At 52.0% G+C, this 16,468-nt stretch carries 10 protein-coding genes; 7 read left to right on the forward strand and 3 right to left on the reverse strand.

Annotated features, from left to right (window positions below; all coding sequences use genetic code 11):
• The first annotated feature begins 227 nt into the window (after positions 1-227).
• Positions 228-1,505 (forward strand): aminopeptidase PepB, encoded by a 1,278-nt coding sequence (pepB, locus tag DVO77_RS03580; RefSeq protein ID WP_110455890.1) that lies wholly within the window; start codon positions 228-230, stop codon positions 1,503-1,505.
• A 65-nt stretch (positions 1,506-1,570) separates the two neighbouring features.
• Here the strand turns inward: pepB and thpR are convergent, their stop codons facing one another.
• The gene (thpR, locus tag DVO77_RS03585; protein WP_119977350.1) at positions 1,571-2,104 is read right to left on the reverse strand and encodes an RNA 2',3'-cyclic phosphodiesterase; all 534 of its coding nucleotides are present in this window, start codon (positions 2,102-2,104) and stop codon (positions 1,571-1,573) included.
• Between the two features lie 321 nt (positions 2,105-2,425).
• On the opposite strand from thpR, the gene DVO77_RS03590 reads away from it, so the two are divergent.
• Positions 2,426-4,636: a putative bifunctional diguanylate cyclase/phosphodiesterase gene (locus DVO77_RS03590; protein WP_119977351.1), complete on the forward strand. Its 2,211-nt coding sequence runs from the start codon at positions 2,426-2,428 to the stop codon at positions 4,634-4,636.
• Between the two features lie 79 nt (positions 4,637-4,715).
• Positions 4,716-7,220 carry an ATP-dependent helicase HrpB gene (hrpB, locus tag DVO77_RS03595; protein WP_119977352.1) on the forward strand — a complete coding sequence of 835 codons (2,505 nt, stop codon included), beginning with the start codon at positions 4,716-4,718 and terminating at the stop codon, positions 7,218-7,220.
• Positions 7,221-7,241: 21 nt separating this feature from the next.
• On the opposite strand, the gene DVO77_RS19175 is transcribed toward hrpB, so the two are convergent.
• The gene (locus DVO77_RS19175) at positions 7,242-7,400 is read right to left on the reverse strand and encodes a hypothetical protein (protein ID WP_239473198.1); all 159 of its coding nucleotides are present in this window, start codon (positions 7,398-7,400) and stop codon (positions 7,242-7,244) included.
• Between the two features lies 1 nt (position 7,401).
• Here DVO77_RS19175 and mrcB point away from each other — a divergent pair, with 1 nt between their 5' ends.
• Positions 7,402-9,624: a penicillin-binding protein 1B gene (gene mrcB, locus DVO77_RS03600; RefSeq protein WP_249038096.1), complete on the forward strand. Its 2,223-nt coding sequence runs from the start codon at positions 7,402-7,404 to the stop codon at positions 9,622-9,624.
• Between the two features lie 86 nt (positions 9,625-9,710).
• On the opposite strand, the gene DVO77_RS03605 is transcribed toward mrcB, so the two are convergent.
• Complete coding sequence (locus DVO77_RS03605; protein WP_249038097.1) at positions 9,711-10,892, reverse strand: flavohemoglobin expression-modulating QEGLA motif protein; 1,182 nt, start codon at positions 10,890-10,892, stop codon at positions 9,711-9,713.
• A 249-nt stretch (positions 10,893-11,141) separates the two neighbouring features.
• On the opposite strand from DVO77_RS03605, the gene DVO77_RS03610 reads away from it, so the two are divergent.
• The 3 genes from DVO77_RS03610 (at position 11,142) to DVO77_RS03620 (ending at position 16,467) form a co-directional block, all read left to right on the forward strand.
• A complete protein-coding gene (locus DVO77_RS03610; RefSeq protein WP_119977354.1) occupies positions 11,142-11,852 on the forward strand; it encodes a DUF3581 domain-containing protein in 711 nt (236 codons plus the stop codon).
• 289 nt (positions 11,853-12,141) lie between these two features.
• Entirely contained in the window at positions 12,142-15,813 is a 3,672-nt protein-coding gene (locus tag DVO77_RS03615; RefSeq protein ID WP_119977355.1) for an ATP-binding protein, read from the forward strand.
• Positions 15,814-16,467: a hypothetical protein gene (locus DVO77_RS03620; protein ID WP_110455897.1), complete on the forward strand. Its 654-nt coding sequence runs from the start codon at positions 15,814-15,816 to the stop codon at positions 16,465-16,467. It begins immediately after the preceding gene.
• Position 16,468: the final 1 nt, after the last annotated feature.

Here is a 16,468-nt window from a genome sequence, read left to right on the forward strand (position 1 = left end):
ATCCATTAAGCATCGGGGCGCAAAGTCTATCAAAGCAGGCCGATGACGACTATGGCTGTGATTTGTATCGAGGCTTGGCATTAACATCAGAAACGTCAGAATTTGCAGAATTGATAAAGGCAGATATCGGTATTAGAAACCCGATGCCGTTTATGGTTATACTGGGCGAAATGACGGCAGAGCACATAACATGCTGTCGATAAACCCAGTCGTAACAAGGAATAATAATGAGCGATACGATGAAGATCTACCTGACTAACGATGCCCCCGCAGCCCATTGGGGCAGCGCCGATGTCACTTTTACCCAAGGGCAAGGCCATATCCATCTGCAGGCGGGCGATCAGCTGCGCCAAGTACAACAAGCCGCCCGTAAATTACGTGGCCAAGGGTTAGCGGCGGTGCAGTTGTGTGGTAACGACTGGGATCTCAATAGTCAGTGGGCGTTCGCGCAAGGGTTTGCTACCGCCAAAGGGGCGGGAGAGATCCTTTGGAGTGGTGATGCAGGTATGCAAGCGGCGCTTAATGCTCGCCTCGATAGCGCTAACTTTGCTCGTCAGTTGATTAATGACACTCCCGAAAACTTGGCACCAGTGACGTTAGCAACCGAAGCGGCAAAATGGTTAACGCAAATAGGTGGTGATAAGGTGAGTTACCGTATCATCGAAGGTGAAGCGTTATTGCAACACAAGTGGATTGGTATTCACGCCGTGGGCCGGGGCAGTGAGCGTCCGCCTGCCTTACTAGAGCTGGACTTTAATCCGTTAGATGCCGATGCGCCTGTGTCGGCGGCCTTAGTGGGTAAAGGGATCACCTTCGATTCGGGCGGCTACAGCATTAAGGCCTCAGAGGGGATGCTGGGGATGAAGTGCGATATGGGCGGCGCGGCCACGGTTACGGCAGCATTGGGGCTGGCGATTAAATCTGGGCTGAATAAGCGGGTGAAATTGTTTCTCTGCTGCGCCGAGAATTTGATCAGCGGGCACGCCTACAAGCTAGGTGATATTTTGACGTATAAAAATGGCGTCTCGGTGGAAGTGGTCAATACCGATGCCGAGGGTCGTTTGGTGCTGGCCGATGGCTTGCAAGCGGCCAGCGAAACTGGCGCGCCATTGATTATCGATGCGGCTACGCTTACGGGCGCGGCGGTAATGGCGGTTGGCACCAACTATAATGCGATTTTCTCCCCCAATAGTGACCTGTTGGCACAGACGCAAACTAAAGCATCGATAGTTGCAGAGCGAGTGTGGCCACTACCGTTAGATCCGTGGCATAAAGAGATGTGTCCATCTGCCTATGCCGATACTGCTAACAGCCGTCCTATGAAAGGGGGAGGCGCTGGCGGCGCATCCAATGCGGCGGGTTTCTTGTGGCGATTTGTATCGCCAGAGGCCAAATGGTTACATGTGGATTTGGCTGCAGCCTTTGCCGATAGCGCTAATGACCTATGGGCGGCGGGCGCGACGACTCACGGCATGCTCACCATTGCAGCGCTATTAGAAGATTAATCTTGCCTTGCTGATGAAATAACAACGCGCCCCATGGGCGCGTTTTTTGTGCGCGTTTGTCATCGTTAGGGCTTAGGCTCCACTAACGACCATGAGTGCATTATGGGGTAGTGGACGCCGGTGTTATCGCTCACCGACTGGAACAGATGCAGGGTGTTGGCATTAAGTGTGATGGGCTCAGTCGCCTGCGGGGTAAATTGTTTGGTTTTACGAAACAAGGTGATGTGCGGCGTAAAGGGATGCTGTTGCTGATGCAGACCCAGGTTCGCAGCCACTTGCTGACAAAGGTGTTGCAATGCTACTAGGTGAGGATCATCAAGCCGAGCCACTAAGCACAGGGCTTTAGCCTTAGGCCATAAGATGAGTTCATTCAGGCAAACGCTAAATGAGCTAAGCTTACGCTGTGCGCTTAACTGATTGAGCTCATCGATTAACTGTGTGGTGGCCGTGGGGGATACTTGGCCGAGAAACGCCAGCGTCATATGCAAGTTGGCGCGTGGCACGGCTTGGCCATCGGTCGTTAGTGTTTGCTGCAGCGATGTTAATTGCAGTATGTGCTCTGGGGCGGGGCTCACGCCCAGAAACAGTCTGTTGTGCATATTTTTATTCCCCGTTTGACTTTGCGCTGAGCACTGGTTTGAGCTGTGCTTTAACCATTGACGATCTGTTAACGCCAATGGAATACTGAACTTGAGTGTACTTAGACTTTATGGGTAGTGTTATTGTTCTTTTTTAAGTTTATGATTTTTATTCTTAATGCAGTGTTCTATTTTTTGTGATGCAGATATACAAAACAACGATTTGAATGAGCTCGCCGACAAGGCTTTATGATACGGTACGCAATCCATTGTCGCGACTCTGAGAGTGTTGATGTTCATCATATGTGTATCCAATAAGCGGTCATAAGGAAGCGACTAGACATGTTACAGAGTAAACTTAAGCTTAGTCTGCCATTACAAGAACAAGAGTTGCAGCAGGTTGCCACTGCGTTGTCGGGTTATGATCTGGTCGACGAGTTAGATGCTGCATTGTTGGACATAGCCCGGTTCACCGGCTGCAATGGCTTGTTTTTGCTGCGCCTAACCCCAGCTCGTTTGAGCGTGCAGATTGAGGCAATGTATCAAGATGATGGCACGCTATTTAGTCAGCGCGATGCGCAAAAATTATTAAACCGGGTGGCGAATCGCCGCCGCTTACACTCCTATGCGTCATTATCTCATCCTACCATTATCCAAGATGTAGCCAGCGTGATTGAAGAGGGCGATAGCCTACAGTCTGTGGTATCACGTCTTCGCAGTGTGCTGCTGATCCCTGTACTGGGCAATCGGTATATTTTTGGGGCTTATCGCTATCACTGCGATGGTCAATGGCGTGAGTCGAGCCTCAATGCGCTCACGATGGCGGGCAATATGTTGGGTTATGCCAAAGAGGCATGCCGATCACAGCAGGCTGTAAAGAGCAGTGAATTACAATGTATTGAGCACTTATACCGTATGCCGATCTGCTGTGTGCATATTGCTAGTGATAACCGAGTGATCCGTTATAATCACTGCGCCGCCACGTCGTTTAAGGTAGAGATGCTGCAACAGGTCGCCAGCTTAGTGCAACCTCAAGAGGTCAGCCAATGTTATGCCACCATGGCGTTGGTGCGCGATGGCTTATTAACTCAGGCCAGCTGTGAGCTACAGATGAAGAGCAATCTAAGTCAGGACAGGGCGCGAGTGACTTTTCTCTCCTTATCGGCAGAGGATGGCACCTTGTTGATGATGGTTGAGCCCATTGAAGCGTCGCAGACATTAGCCCCGCAGCAAGATGCCACATTCAACTTTGATGGGTTGACCGGCTTACCCAATCGCGCCTATTTTGAAACCCTCTATATCGACTCTGAGCCTTGCGCAGCTAAACGCAGTACTTTTGTGGCCTTTATCAATCTCGATCGTTTTCAGGTGGTCAATAATGTCAGTGGCAACCAGGCTGGCGATAGGCTGCTATGCGAAGTGTCATCAAGGCTTACCCACCTGGTGCGCAGAGGCGATGTGGTCGCACGGCTCAGTGGTGATGAGTTTGGCATCTTTATGCCCAATATCGATCGCAACATTGCCGAGCAAGTCGCTGAGCGGATCTGTCAGGCGTTAAATCATCATGAGTTTACATGGGAAGGGCGCAAACACAGCGTCAGTGTCAGTATCGGCTTGGCGCAGAGCCAAGATCCTCAAGCCAACATTTCTGATTTACTTCGCAGTGCCAATGCGGCATGCCGGGTCGTGAAAGAGAGTGGCCGTAACGGTTGGTATGTGTATGCCAGCGATGATCCTATGGTGGAGCGACTCAATACCGACATGAGCGCCTCGGTCGATATTATTGGCGCGCTGGCCAACGACAGATTTGAGCTATATTACCAACCCATTGAGATGCTACAGGCAAACAATAGCGGTTTGCATTTTGAAATATTGCTGCGCATGCGCTGTGAAAACGGTGAGCTGATGTCGCCGGCTATCTTTTTACCCGCTGCAGAACGATTTAGCCTCGCCGCCAAAGTTGACCGTTGGGTGATCGACAATGTGCTGCGCTGGGGAGCGAGCCATTTAGCCTTATGGCAAGGGTTATCTATGGTATCGGTTAACCTGTCGGCGCTCTCCATTGGCGATCGCGAGTTTATGCATTGGCTAGAGATGCGCTTGTTAGCCGAGCCAGAATTAGCGCGTAAACTCTGTTTTGAAATTACAGAAACCGCCGCGGTAAAGCAGCTCGATTTAGCCACCGAATTGATTAACCTACTCAAACCCATGGGCTGTAAATTGGCACTGGATGATTTCGGCTCAGGCTTCTCTAGTTTCGCCTACCTCAAATTACTCGATGTTGATTACGTTAAAATTGATGGCCAGTTTGTCCGTAACCTGTGTCAGGATAAAGCCGACCAAGCCATTGTGGCCGCTATTTGCCAACTGGGGCGCGACATGCAGTTTGAAGTGATCGCCGAATTTGTCGAGTCCATCGAGATTGGCAAGCATTTAGCAAAGCTTGGGGTCGACTATGGTCAAGGTTACGCTATTGGCAAGCCAATGCCGCTAGCTAAACTGAGCGCGAGTGATGGCCTAGGCTGGCATCAGCAACTCAACGCTAGCGGTTAACTTAGGCTCGCAGGTGTATTTTGTTTTTCGGCCCATAACGGGTACACTTGCCGCAGTTTTTGCCGACAGATAGCCCCTTGTGAACTCACTACCCATTCAACATCTTTTCCCTGCCTTGCAAAGCGCATTGGCCAGCTCATCGCAGCTGATTTTACAAGCGCCCACAGGCGCGGGTAAGTCGACAGCATTGCCGTTGGCGCTGCTCGATTGGCCGCAAGTTAGCGGTAAGATATTGATGTTAGAGCCAAGACGGATGGCGGCGCGTAATGTGGCCCATTTTATTGCTAAGCAGCGCGGCGAAACCATAGGTAACACCGTCGGCTTTCGGGTGCGCGGCGAATCTAAGGTGAGCGCTAATACTCGGCTTGAAGTGGTGACCGAGGGGGTGCTCACTCGCATGATCCAGCAGGATCCTGAGCTGAGTGGCTATGAACTGATTATTTTTGATGAGATCCATGAGCGGCACCTCACCACAGATTTAGGCTTAGCCTTGGCGTTAGAGTTACAATCCTCGTTTCGTGACGATCTTAAGATCATAGCAATGTCGGCCACCTTAGCGGGCCTGCCATTGCATGGCTTAATGCCCAATGCGGTGACGCTCGAAAGTGAAGGGCGCAGTTACCCTGTGAGCATCGAATACCGCGCGGTGGGGGCTCAGCAAGAGTGGTTGGTGCATATGGCCCAAGTGATAGTGACCGCCTTGCAGCAACACCCACAAGGATCGCTGCTGGCATTTTTACCTGGCCAAGGTGAAATTAATCGCTTAGCCCAGCAGCTGTCGACCCGCCTCGATCCTAAGGAGTATCATATCGCGCCGCTCTACGGCAGTTTGCCTGCTGCGCAGCAAGATAGCGCTATCGCTCCGGCCACGGATGGGCGGCGTAACGTGGTGCTGTCGACCAATGTGGCCGAATCGAGTTTAACTATCGAGGGGATCACCTTGGTGGTGGATAGCGGTTATAAACGCCAAGCCAGTTTTAATCCTAAGACTGGCGTGACTCGGCTGTCATTAAAGCGGATCAGCCAGTCGTCATCGGCCCAGCGCGCCGGTCGTGCTGGGCGCTTGTGCCCCGGTCATTGTATTCGGCTATGGGGCCAAGAGGATCAAGGGCGCTTGCTGCAAGCCGATGAACCTGAAATCGTACTCGGCGATTTAACCTCCATGGTGCTTGACGGCGCCTATTGGGGGGTGAGTGCGTTAACGCAATTGCCATTACTCAGCCCGCCATCGGCTGCCAATGAAGCGGTCGCTTGGTCGCTATTAACACAACTGCAGCTGGTGGATGAAAAACGTAAAATCACCGCTCATGGCCGCGCCGCGTATCAGTTAGGTTGCCATCCGCGTTTGGCGCATATGCTGTTAACGGCGCAGCAGTGGCAGCAGGCCGATAGCAGTACACCTTTGCTGGCCTTAGCGGCAGTGCTGGCGGGCGTGATTGAGTCACGCAGCCGCGCTCGTCGCGGCGCCGATATCAGTGGCTATCTGGGCGATGCGCGTCATGGCGAGAGTGCGCAGTTAGCCCGCAGTTATTTGACACGTATTGATGGGCAAGGGCGGGGTAAAGGCGATCTCGCTCAGGCCATCAGTCAGGCTCATCCCGATGATATTAGCGTGTTGCTGGCCTTGGCGTTTCCAGACCGAATCGCCAAAGCCAGAGGCGTAAGCGGCTATCAATTAGCCGCAGGCGTGGGGGTGACGCTCAATACTGATGACAGCCTCAGTGGTGCGCCTTGGCTGGTGGTGGCCGATTTTCAAGAGTCACAAGGCCAAAGTAGTGGCCGGGTATATCTGGCCAGCCGGCTCGATCCTGCCTGCTTTAACGACAGCCTAAAGTCGCTGGTCACAGAGCATATTGATTGTGGCTGGGATGATAACCAAGCGCGCTTTTACGCGCTACGCCAGCGCCGAGTTGGAGCGGTTGTGATTGATCAGCAGCCGATAGCGCAGTTGGACGCGGCACAGATTAAACAGGCCATTTATGGTTTAATTCGCGCCAAAGGGCTAGCAATGCTTAATTTGGATGACAAAGTCACTCAGCTGCGTCAGCGCGTGGCCTTGGCACGCCAGTATCAGCTTGCTGGCGACTGGCCCGCAATGGATGATGAGGCATTGTTAGCCGACTTATCCACTTGGCTGGGACCTTATCTGGATAATGTACGCCGCTTGACGCAGCTGCAAGCGCTCGACTTTTATAGCCTGTTGCATAACCTCTTACCTTGGGATCTGCAGCAAACCTTGGCGCAGCACTTACCGACACACTGGCCCATGGCGACGGGCACCCGTGCCAATATAGAATATGAGCCGTCGGGGCGCGCGCTACTGAGCGTACGTCTACAAGAGGCGCTAGGCATGGCGCAAAGCCCGACCTTGGCGCAAGGTAAATTGGTGGTGACCATGGCGTTGTTATCACCTGCTCAGCGGCCGTTGGCGCTGACTGCCGATTTAGCCAATTTTTGGGCTGGCCCCTATCTCGAGGTGAAAAAAGAGATGAAGGGGCGTTACCCTAAGCACCTGTGGCCTGACGATCCGGCCAATACGGTGCCGACCAAATTCACCAAGAAAAAAACATTAAGTAACGGTTAATGACCCACCGTTAGCTATTTTTTATGGGATTAAGATGACAAGCAAAGAGACACCCAAGAAACCGCGCGCCGCAAAGCCTGCTCGATCTTCAACCAAGGCGAGCCCCAAAACTAAGGCGCGCAGTACGTCAAAGTCAGCCCCGCGCACCACGTCCGGTTGGGGACGAAAAATCTGGTCCATCGTGTGGAAGCTATCCTTGGCACTGCTGGCGGGGTTGATTATTTACAGTATCTATTTAGATCAAATTATCGCGCGTAAATTTGAAGGGCAGAAATGGCATCTGCCAGCTCAGGTGTTTAGTCGCTCTATGGCGATCTATCCTGGGGCGGCGGTGAGCCATAGCCAATTGATCGCCGAGCTCAAGTTACTCGGTTATCGCAAGGTGGCTAATCCGCGTCAGGTGGGGGAGTTTTCCGCCTCTAGCACCCGGGTCGATCTGTGGCGTCGGCCTTTTCTGCATCCACAAGGCTCGCAGGCCGAGCAGCGAGTGATGATAACGTTCGATAGCCAGGGGGTCGAATCGGTCGCGCGTCAAAGCGATAATCGTCAACTGGCGGTGTTCCACCTTGAACCTGTGTTACTGGACAGAATGATCGCCGGAGACGGTGAAGATCGCCTCTTTGTTGATGCGCAGCAGATGCCTAAGGCGATTGTGGATGCGTTAATTTTGGTGGAAGATCGCAGTTTTTATGAGCATCACGGCGTCAATCCCTTTGCGATTGTACGTGCCGCATTAGTTAACCTGAGCGCGGGACGCACGGTGCAAGGCGGCTCGACCCTAACCCAGCAGCTGGCGAAAAACTTCTTTCTGTCAAGTGAGCGCTCAATTGTGCGTAAGCTGCGCGAGGCGTTAATGGCAATCATTATCGACTTTCGGTATGACAAGGATGAGATCTTAGAAGCCTACCTCAACGAAGTGTATATGGGGCAAGATAAGGCCCGAGCCGTGCATGGCATGGGGCTGGCGTCGCAGTTCTATTTTGGTCGGCCCATCGCCGAGCTGACCCTGCCGCAGCAAGCCTTTTTAGTGGCAGTGATCAAAGGGCCATCTTATTACAATCCGTGGCGCTACCCTGAGCGGGCGCAAGCTAGGCGCGATCTGGTGCTGCGGTTGTTGATGGAGGCGCAGCAGTTGTCTGTGGCGCAATATAAGGTTGCGGTCGACTCGCCGCTGGGATTACGCCAGTTTGATAAATCGGTGCAGCAAAAGTTACCGGCATTTTTTGCCGTGGTGCGCCATGAGTTGAGCGAGCGTTATGGCGATGCTCTGTTGCAGCAATCGGGCATTAAGGTATACACCACGTTAGATCCTATGGCGCAAGAAGCCGCCGAAACGGCGGTGGAGTCGACCATGAAGCAGTTGGCTAAGCGCGATAAAGCCTTGCAAGTGGGCATGGTGGTCACCGATAAGTATTCGGCAGGTATTGCCGCCATGGTGGGTGATAAAGTGCCAAGTTATTATGGTTTTAACCGTGCGGTCGAGATACGTCGCCCCATAGGCTCATTGATCAAACCTTTTGTGTACGCCAGCGCCTTGACTCAAGCTGATAAGTACACGTTGGCTACGCCGTTAAAAGATGAGCCGATCACCCTAACAAACCAGCATGGCCAAACCTGGTCACCGCAAAACGTCGATAAACAGTTTTCGGGTCAGGTGCCTTTGTTAACAGCCTTTAAAAAGTCGATGAATGTGCCCACGGTTAACTTGGGCATGGCTATCGGTACCGATGCGGTGGCTACCACCTTAGATAAGGCGGGCTGGCCAGATAAAATATCTGAGTATCCCTCAATGTTATTGGGGGCGGTCAATGGCTCGCCCTTGATGGTGGCACAGGTGTATCAAACCTTGGCCGATAATGGTCGTTACCGTCAGCTTAGTGCGGTGACCCATGTGCTGGATATGGACAATCAAGCCTTAGCGGGCAGCCCCATTAAGACCCATCAAGCTATCCCGGTGGCCAGCGATTTCTTAGTGCGGCACGCCATGACACAAGTGACGCAGTCGGGGACGGCAAGCCGTTTAGGCCGCGCCTTTCCTGGGGTGACGCTGGCGGGTAAAACCGGCACCAGCAATGATTCACGCGACTCTTGGTTTGCCGGTTTCGATGAGCGAAATGTCGCTTCAGTGTGGGTCGGCCGTGACGATAATGGTAAAACCGGACTCTATGGCAGCAGCGGCGCTATGGCGGTGTATCAGGAGTTCTTACGCCAGCGTGCGCCCATCAGTTTAAGGCGCACCCCAGTTGAGGGCGTGGTGCAAGGTTATTTCGATCGTGATACCGGGGTGGCGCAAGAGGCCGATTGCGACAATGTGATGGCCTTACCTGCGCTGCGTGAGAGTTATCGCCCTGTGCGTAACTGTGGTCAGCCCTTGTCTTGGTGGCAAAAATTGACCGGCAGTTAGGGTTACAGCTTGTATCGATGATAAAAAAAGGAGGACTCGCGTCCTCCTTTTTTTATGGGCTTTAGCTGCATGGCACGCGGCAAATGTTAGCGAATGGCGTGGGTGATAAAGGTATTCACAGCGCTGTTTGCCACTGGGTTTTTATAGGCGGGGGTAATGTACTTCGGCGCAGATAAAATGCCTTTCGCGATTAAGCGCGACAACATGGGCAGATAAGCCAATGAGGTTTTGCCCATCAACAGGTGATTAAACAGCGGTTCATTTTCATAGGCGTTTAAGATCATGCTAAAGCCTTTGAGATAGAGGTGATCTTTGGTATAGCCACCGCCTCGATATACCCGTGCGGTAATGGTGTAAGCCAAGTTGGGCTCGACGCCATAATTTTCTTTAAGCATTAAGAAGGTGGTGCGAAAGTTTTTATCTTCGATCATCGAGCGCACCGCAATCACTCTGAGCGCCAAGGTTTTTAAGCGCTTAACACTAAGATTGCCCGACAGGTATTCGCTTAAAATCGCCAAGCCTTCCTGAGTCATGGTATTGAGTGGACAGCCCAGCGACAAAATTTTCAGCGGCTGATGTTTACCATTGAGGGAGGTGACTAAATGTACTCCTAGTTCATGATGCGCCAAGGCTAGCGCATCGGTTTTACTCAGGCGGGCATGGCTGTTAATACGCACTGTGGTGCCAGACACTAAGGCGTTGGCCACCATGGTCTCGTCAAACTGCAACTGCCATTGGTAGTCTTCTTGCTGCGCCATCTGCTGCAACAACTCGCCTATCGCCTGCGCGTCGAGCTGGGGCTCATCGCCATCCTGTTGGAGATCGGGCAGGTGCAAAATGAACTGGGCATTGCGCAGATCTTTCTCGCTAGGCTCGCCATAGTAACGCAGCGAGTCATACAAAAACTCACTGCTGCCAATAGATTTAAACTGATCGATTTTATCCACATATGAGTCAACAATGTCCAGATATAAGGTGTAGATATCGGGATCATCTAGCGTCTCGAGCGGTAGATTAAATAGATCGCGTTTGAGCTTAAACGGATCGATTGAGGTATCGGCGTAGATAAAGCGAGGCTCAATTGAAAAGTGGTTATCAAAGAAGGCCTGTTTTTGTTGCAGGTAGTTAAGCGGTTTAACGGCTTCTAAAATATCAATATCTTTAACAAGCTGATGCAACTGAGTGTCGATAGCCGACAGGGTAGGCGCCACATTAGACATAGAATGTTCAATCTCACAAAGAGGGTGATAGATGCCGATAATCGACATCGCCTAGACCTATTATGCAGGCCAAGAGGTGCTATTGCCGTGCAAAATCTGTCTGTTGCTAAAGCTAACTCAGCTTAGCCATTTTCGCTACCAAATCATGCTAGCTGACCCAAAATGATCGCGAAAGGGATAGTGTGGCACCTATGATTTATACTAATCACTGTCCCCAAGTCATCGGGTGAGTGTTTTTGGTAAACAGGTATATACTAGCGCCCCCAATTTTGGATAACTCTGATTGAACGAGCCCATATGTTTCTAAGCCCTTATTTTAAAAAAGAACAGCAAAGTGTTTCGGTATCGGCCCAGCAAGCCAGTGATTTTGCCAAAGAGGTCGCACAAGACTTTAACCCCATCCATGATGTGGCAGCCAAACGTTTTTGCGTGCCTGGCGATCTCTTGTTTGCCTTAGTATTAGGTCAATATGGCTTGAGCCAAAAGATGCGTTTTCAGTTTGAAGGCATGGTGGGCGATGGGGTGTCCTTGGTGTTTCCGCCTCAGGTGGGCGAGCGTTTTGCCATTTGTGACCATAAAGATAAACAATATTTAAGTGTCGAGCGTAGCGGCGACAGCACCTTGTGTGATGTGCAAACCGAATCTTTTATTCGCAGCTATGTGGCCTTCTCTGGGCTTAACTTTACCCACGTATTAGTGCCGTTAATGCGCGAGCAAGGGGTGATGATCAATCCCGCTCGTCCATTAGTGATCTACGAGAGCATGGCTTTCGACTTAGTCACATTGGACTTTAACCACATTGAACTGTCTCTGGTGGAGCAAACTTTAGTGATAGATGGTAAGCGCGGCGATGTCACCCTTAAATTTGAGCTGCGCTGTGGTGATAAGTTAGTGGGCACCGGCGTTAAAACCTTAGTACTGAGTGGCCTGCGCGCCATTGAAGAGCAAGATATGGACGCCATGGTGGCGCGTTATGAAGCGCGGCGTATCGATTACCAAGGTGCCTAACGGTCAAGTGACCCGCTATATATTAAGGGCTCGCCAAGTGCGAGCTTTTTTGTGGGCGCGGTTAAGTCGTCTCATTGCACCTTATTGACGCATTATTAAGCTGATTTTGCGATGTAAGCGTGCTTTTTAAACGTCCAAAAGCGCCTCGAGCGCCGCTCGATTGCCAAGCCTGTCGCTTTGATTTACTTTAGTGACCATTAGATTGTTGCTACCTGCCGTTATGCCTTGGCGTAGGGAGGTTTTTATGCGCGCTATGACCGCCCTAGCGCCGTTTGCATTAAGGAAGAAGATGCCTAGTTTGAATCGAATAGTGCTGATAAACACGCACCTACCTGGCGTTGTTGAACTCGCCCTCGACGGACACACCAATATTTGTGGGACCAACGCCTCGGGTAAAACCACCTTGCAGCGGCTGGTACCAGTATTTTATGGTGAATATCCGAGCCGGGTCGTGCCCTCAACCCGTGATAGTTTCGAACGTTGGTATCTGCCGCACGATTCCAGTTACATCATCTATGAATATGTACGCGACGATGGCCTTTATAGCCAAGCGGTGCTGGCATCGGCGGGTGATGGCAAAGGGGTTAATTACCGTTTTATCGCCAAAGCATTTGAGCTAGCAGACTATGTGAAGTCTCAGCAAGGCGACTCGATTTTGTGCCACAACATGGCAGAGCTGGGCCGCGAGATGAAACGCAGCGGCGTGTCGGTGAGTAATTTACTCAACACCCGAGAATATCGCGCCATCATACAAAACGATCGCACCTTATTGAGCACGGGCAGTAACCGCAGTGAGCTGCGCGCCTATGCGCGGCAGTTTTCCTTATGCCAGCAGGAACACTCGCTGCGCCATATCGAAAAACTGGCCAAAGCGGTGCACTCGAAAGAAGGCAAGATGGAGACCATCAAATCGATGATCGCCGCCATCTTAGAGGAAGATGGGGTCAATCCGCCCAGCTCACGCCTCAATCCACAGCGTGTGGAAGCCTGGATCCGTGAAAGCCAGTTGATCCAAGGATTCGAGCAGATCCGCCCCGAGTACGACAAGCTCGAACAGGAATTTAATCAGTTACTCAGCGCCGAGCAGCGCCTGAGCGGCCTGAAGCGTGGTTACAGTAAAGATGAAACCGCCGAGGTTGAGCGCCAAGAGCTTAATCAGCAACGCTCCAAGGCGTTAGGTGAGCAGCTGCGCCAACTCGACGAGGAGTGGCGCGAGCAGCGCGACGAGCTCAATCAAGACTTGTCTGCCGCCAAGGGCGATGTGACTAAGTTTGAAGCCGATCTAGACGCAATCGAAGATCAGCACGGCGCGTTTCTCGATGCCGATATTGAGCAGGCTAAATTGGATCTCGACCAGCTACCAAGCTGGCGCGCCAGTTTAGATAACTTAACCGAGCGCCATAAGCTGCAAACCGAAAAACACCAAGATGTCGAGGCGGCATACAATGCGCGTCGCAGTAAAATTGGTGACAACCTTAACCGCGAATTAGAGCAGCTCGATAAAGAGCAAGATAAGCATCGCGAAGCCCGCGACAAGCAGCAAGAGCAGGGCCGTAACGAGTTAGCGGCGCTAGAGCAACAATGGCGCGAGCAGCTGGAAGCGGGGCGGGCGAAACACAGCGAACAGGCCTATGAGCTCAAGCTCTCGGCCGCCGAGTTGACCATGCAGGTTAACAATGTCACCTACAGCGAAGCGGAAAAGCTCAGTTTGGCCGTGTTCGATGAACGGATCGCCCAAGCAGACGAAGAACAAGAGGTGTGCAATGCCAAGGTCGAACGCCTAAGCAGCCATGAGCGCAAGCTCAGAGCCAAACGCGATCACGCCAACGAAGCCCTGCGCCAAGCGGGACTGAGGGTCATTGAGCGTCAAACTGCCCTCGACGAGTTGCACCATGTGCTGTTTCCCCAATCTCACACCCTGCTTGAATACCTGCGCAAAGAGGTCAGCGGGTGGGAAGCCAATATTGGTAAGCTGATTAATCCTGAGTTACTGCATCGCAGCGACTTACACCCAACCATAACCGAGCCGCAAGAGAGCTTTTGTGGTATCGCTCTAGATCTTAAAGCCATTGATATCCCTGATTATGCCGCGTCAGAGCAGGAGCTGCGTAGCCGTTACAGTGAAGCCGAAGAGGCCTTGGCGGCGGCCAAGGCGCTGCAAACCGAGGCCGAAGCGCATCTGGTGGCGTGCAACGCCGAACTCGATGAGCTCAACCGTGAGCTGACCTTTGCCAAGACCGCCTATAAGAATAGCCGTGACGATCTGCGTCGCCTGTTTGATGATAAACGCAGCGAACAAGAGAAAATCAATCAAGCGTTGAGCGGCCGTAAAGCCGAGGCACAAAAACGCCTTAGCCGTATCGACAGCGAGATTAAGCAGCTTAATGCCCAGCATCAAGAGTGGATAGCGGCGCAAAAAGAGCTAGAGCTCGAAGCCCGCATGGAGAAAAACGCCTACTGGCAAGAGGTGGTCGGGGTTCTGGACAACCAGTTAGCCCAAGTGAAAAACAATATCGTCCAGCGCCGTCAAGACGCCAAAGCAGAGCAAAAAGCCTGTGAGCAGTGGTACAAAGATGAGCTTAAATCTCGCGGTGTCGATGAAGGCAAAATTGTTAAGCTCAAGCAGGAGATACGTCAGCTTGAAAGTGACATCAGCAAAGCCGAACAGCGTCGCAGTGAAGTGCTGCGCTTCGATGACTGGTACCAGCACACCTGGTTGTCACGCAAACCTAAGCTGCAAACTGAGCTGAGTAAGGTCAAGATGGCGGTCGCTGAGCTAGAGCAGCAGTTGACTCGCAAAGCCAACGAGATCAAGCAGCGACGTCAGGAGCTCGACAGCCAGCGTAAGCAATCGGATGCGATTCAAGTGGAAGCGTCTGAAAACCTCACTAAATTGCGCAGCGTGATGCGTAAACTGGCCGAGCTAAAATTGCCCGCAAGCAATGATGAACTGCAAGGCAGCTTGGCTGAGCGCCTGCGTCAAGGTGAAGATCAGTTACTGCGCCGCGATCAACTGCTGGGATCGGTGAAGCAATATATTGAACATTTTGATTCGGTGATCGCCAGTAAGTCCGGGTCGAGCCTGTCGGAGATCTGGGATCGTGCGCGCGAAGAGTCGAGCTTTATTAACGATAAAGGCATTCGCCTACTCGATTATCGCAAGCTCGTGCCACAACTTGAGCAGCTGCTCAATGTGATGGTGCCCCAAGCCGTGATGGGCCTGCGTGAGCAAGGGCGTAACTTTGGTATCGATTTGACCGCCTTTTACGATGTGTTAGCCGATATCGACCGCCGTATTGCCTCGCAAAGTGCGCGTATTACCCGCGAAGTGGGTGAAGAGCTGTTTCTCGATGGGGTGAGCGAGTCGGCGGTACGTATCCGCTCGCGCATCAGCGAACTGGAGTTTTGGCCAGAGCTTGAGGTGTTTGTTAAGGCGTTCCGTCAATGGAAAGCCGACGGCTTTGCCGAATTGCCCGACGAGCACTACACCAACAGCATGCGCCGCGCCTTAGACATTATTGGCCGCGCGGCATTAACGGGTGGCATCGCCAAGTTATTAGAGATTGAGCTGCGCCTAAAAGAGGGTAACAGCGACCTCATCATCCGCACCGATAGACAGCTTAATGAGTCGTCGAGCCATGGTATGGCCTACCTGATTTTATGTAAGTTCTTGCTGGCTTTTACCCGCTTACTGCGTGGCCGTGCCGATGTGACCATTCATTGGCCTATCGATGAGTTAGGCACCTTACACCACGGTAACGTGAAAAAGATTTTTGATGCCTGTGAAAACAACAATATCAGCGTGTTAGGGGCATTCCCTAACCCTGAGTCAGAGGTGCTAAATCTGTTTGTTAACCGCTATATCATCAATAAACAGACCAAGAAATTACAGGTCGTGAAGCCGCAATTAAATCCGATTGCCGACAAGTTAAGCCAGCGTTTTGCCAAGGAGACGGGATAAATGAGTACTAGCACACAAACCGTATTAGTCGGCCAAGGCGCATTGATTGAAAGTTTGCTGCGCGGTGAATTTATCTGCCGTACCAGTAACGAAGAAGCGTGGCGTGCGTTAAAGTCATCGACAACCCGCGACAGTGTCGAGCAGTACCTTAACCGCATTAACCGTACAGTGGCATCGGCCGGTGAAGGCGAAGTGTTTTTTTGTGGTTACTTGCAGCTCGGTGACACTGAGCGCAAGGTGATATCGTCTCAGTTTCGCGATATCTGTAATGCATTGATCCCTTTGGTCGAATGGCTGGTGCTGGTGCAAGAAGCCAGTGGTCAAGATGCGCCGCTTTGCGAAGGGGCGGCGGTGCGCTTAAGCGAACTGCAGATGCGCATCGAAGATACCCCCGCGTTTCGTGAGCAGCTGGCTAAGATCAGCCACTACCGTTTATTTGGCTCTAGCAGTACTCAGGTGGATGCACAAATTAAGTTGGTGTTTAAACGCTTGGTGGAGCTGGGGTATCTGCTGCGTCCTAACGTGGAAAAGCAGATCTACATCGCCACGGGTAAACTCGATTACCTCTATGAAGTGATTCGTTTTATCGACGAGACTGAAGGCTTAAGCCTTGAAGCTCAGGCCGAAACCGCCACCCAAAGGGACTTGATCTGAT

Origin of the sequence: Shewanella algidipiscicola, assembly GCF_003605125.1 — a bacterium.
GTDB classification, from domain to species: domain Bacteria; phylum Pseudomonadota; class Gammaproteobacteria; order Enterobacterales; family Shewanellaceae; genus Shewanella; species Shewanella algidipiscicola.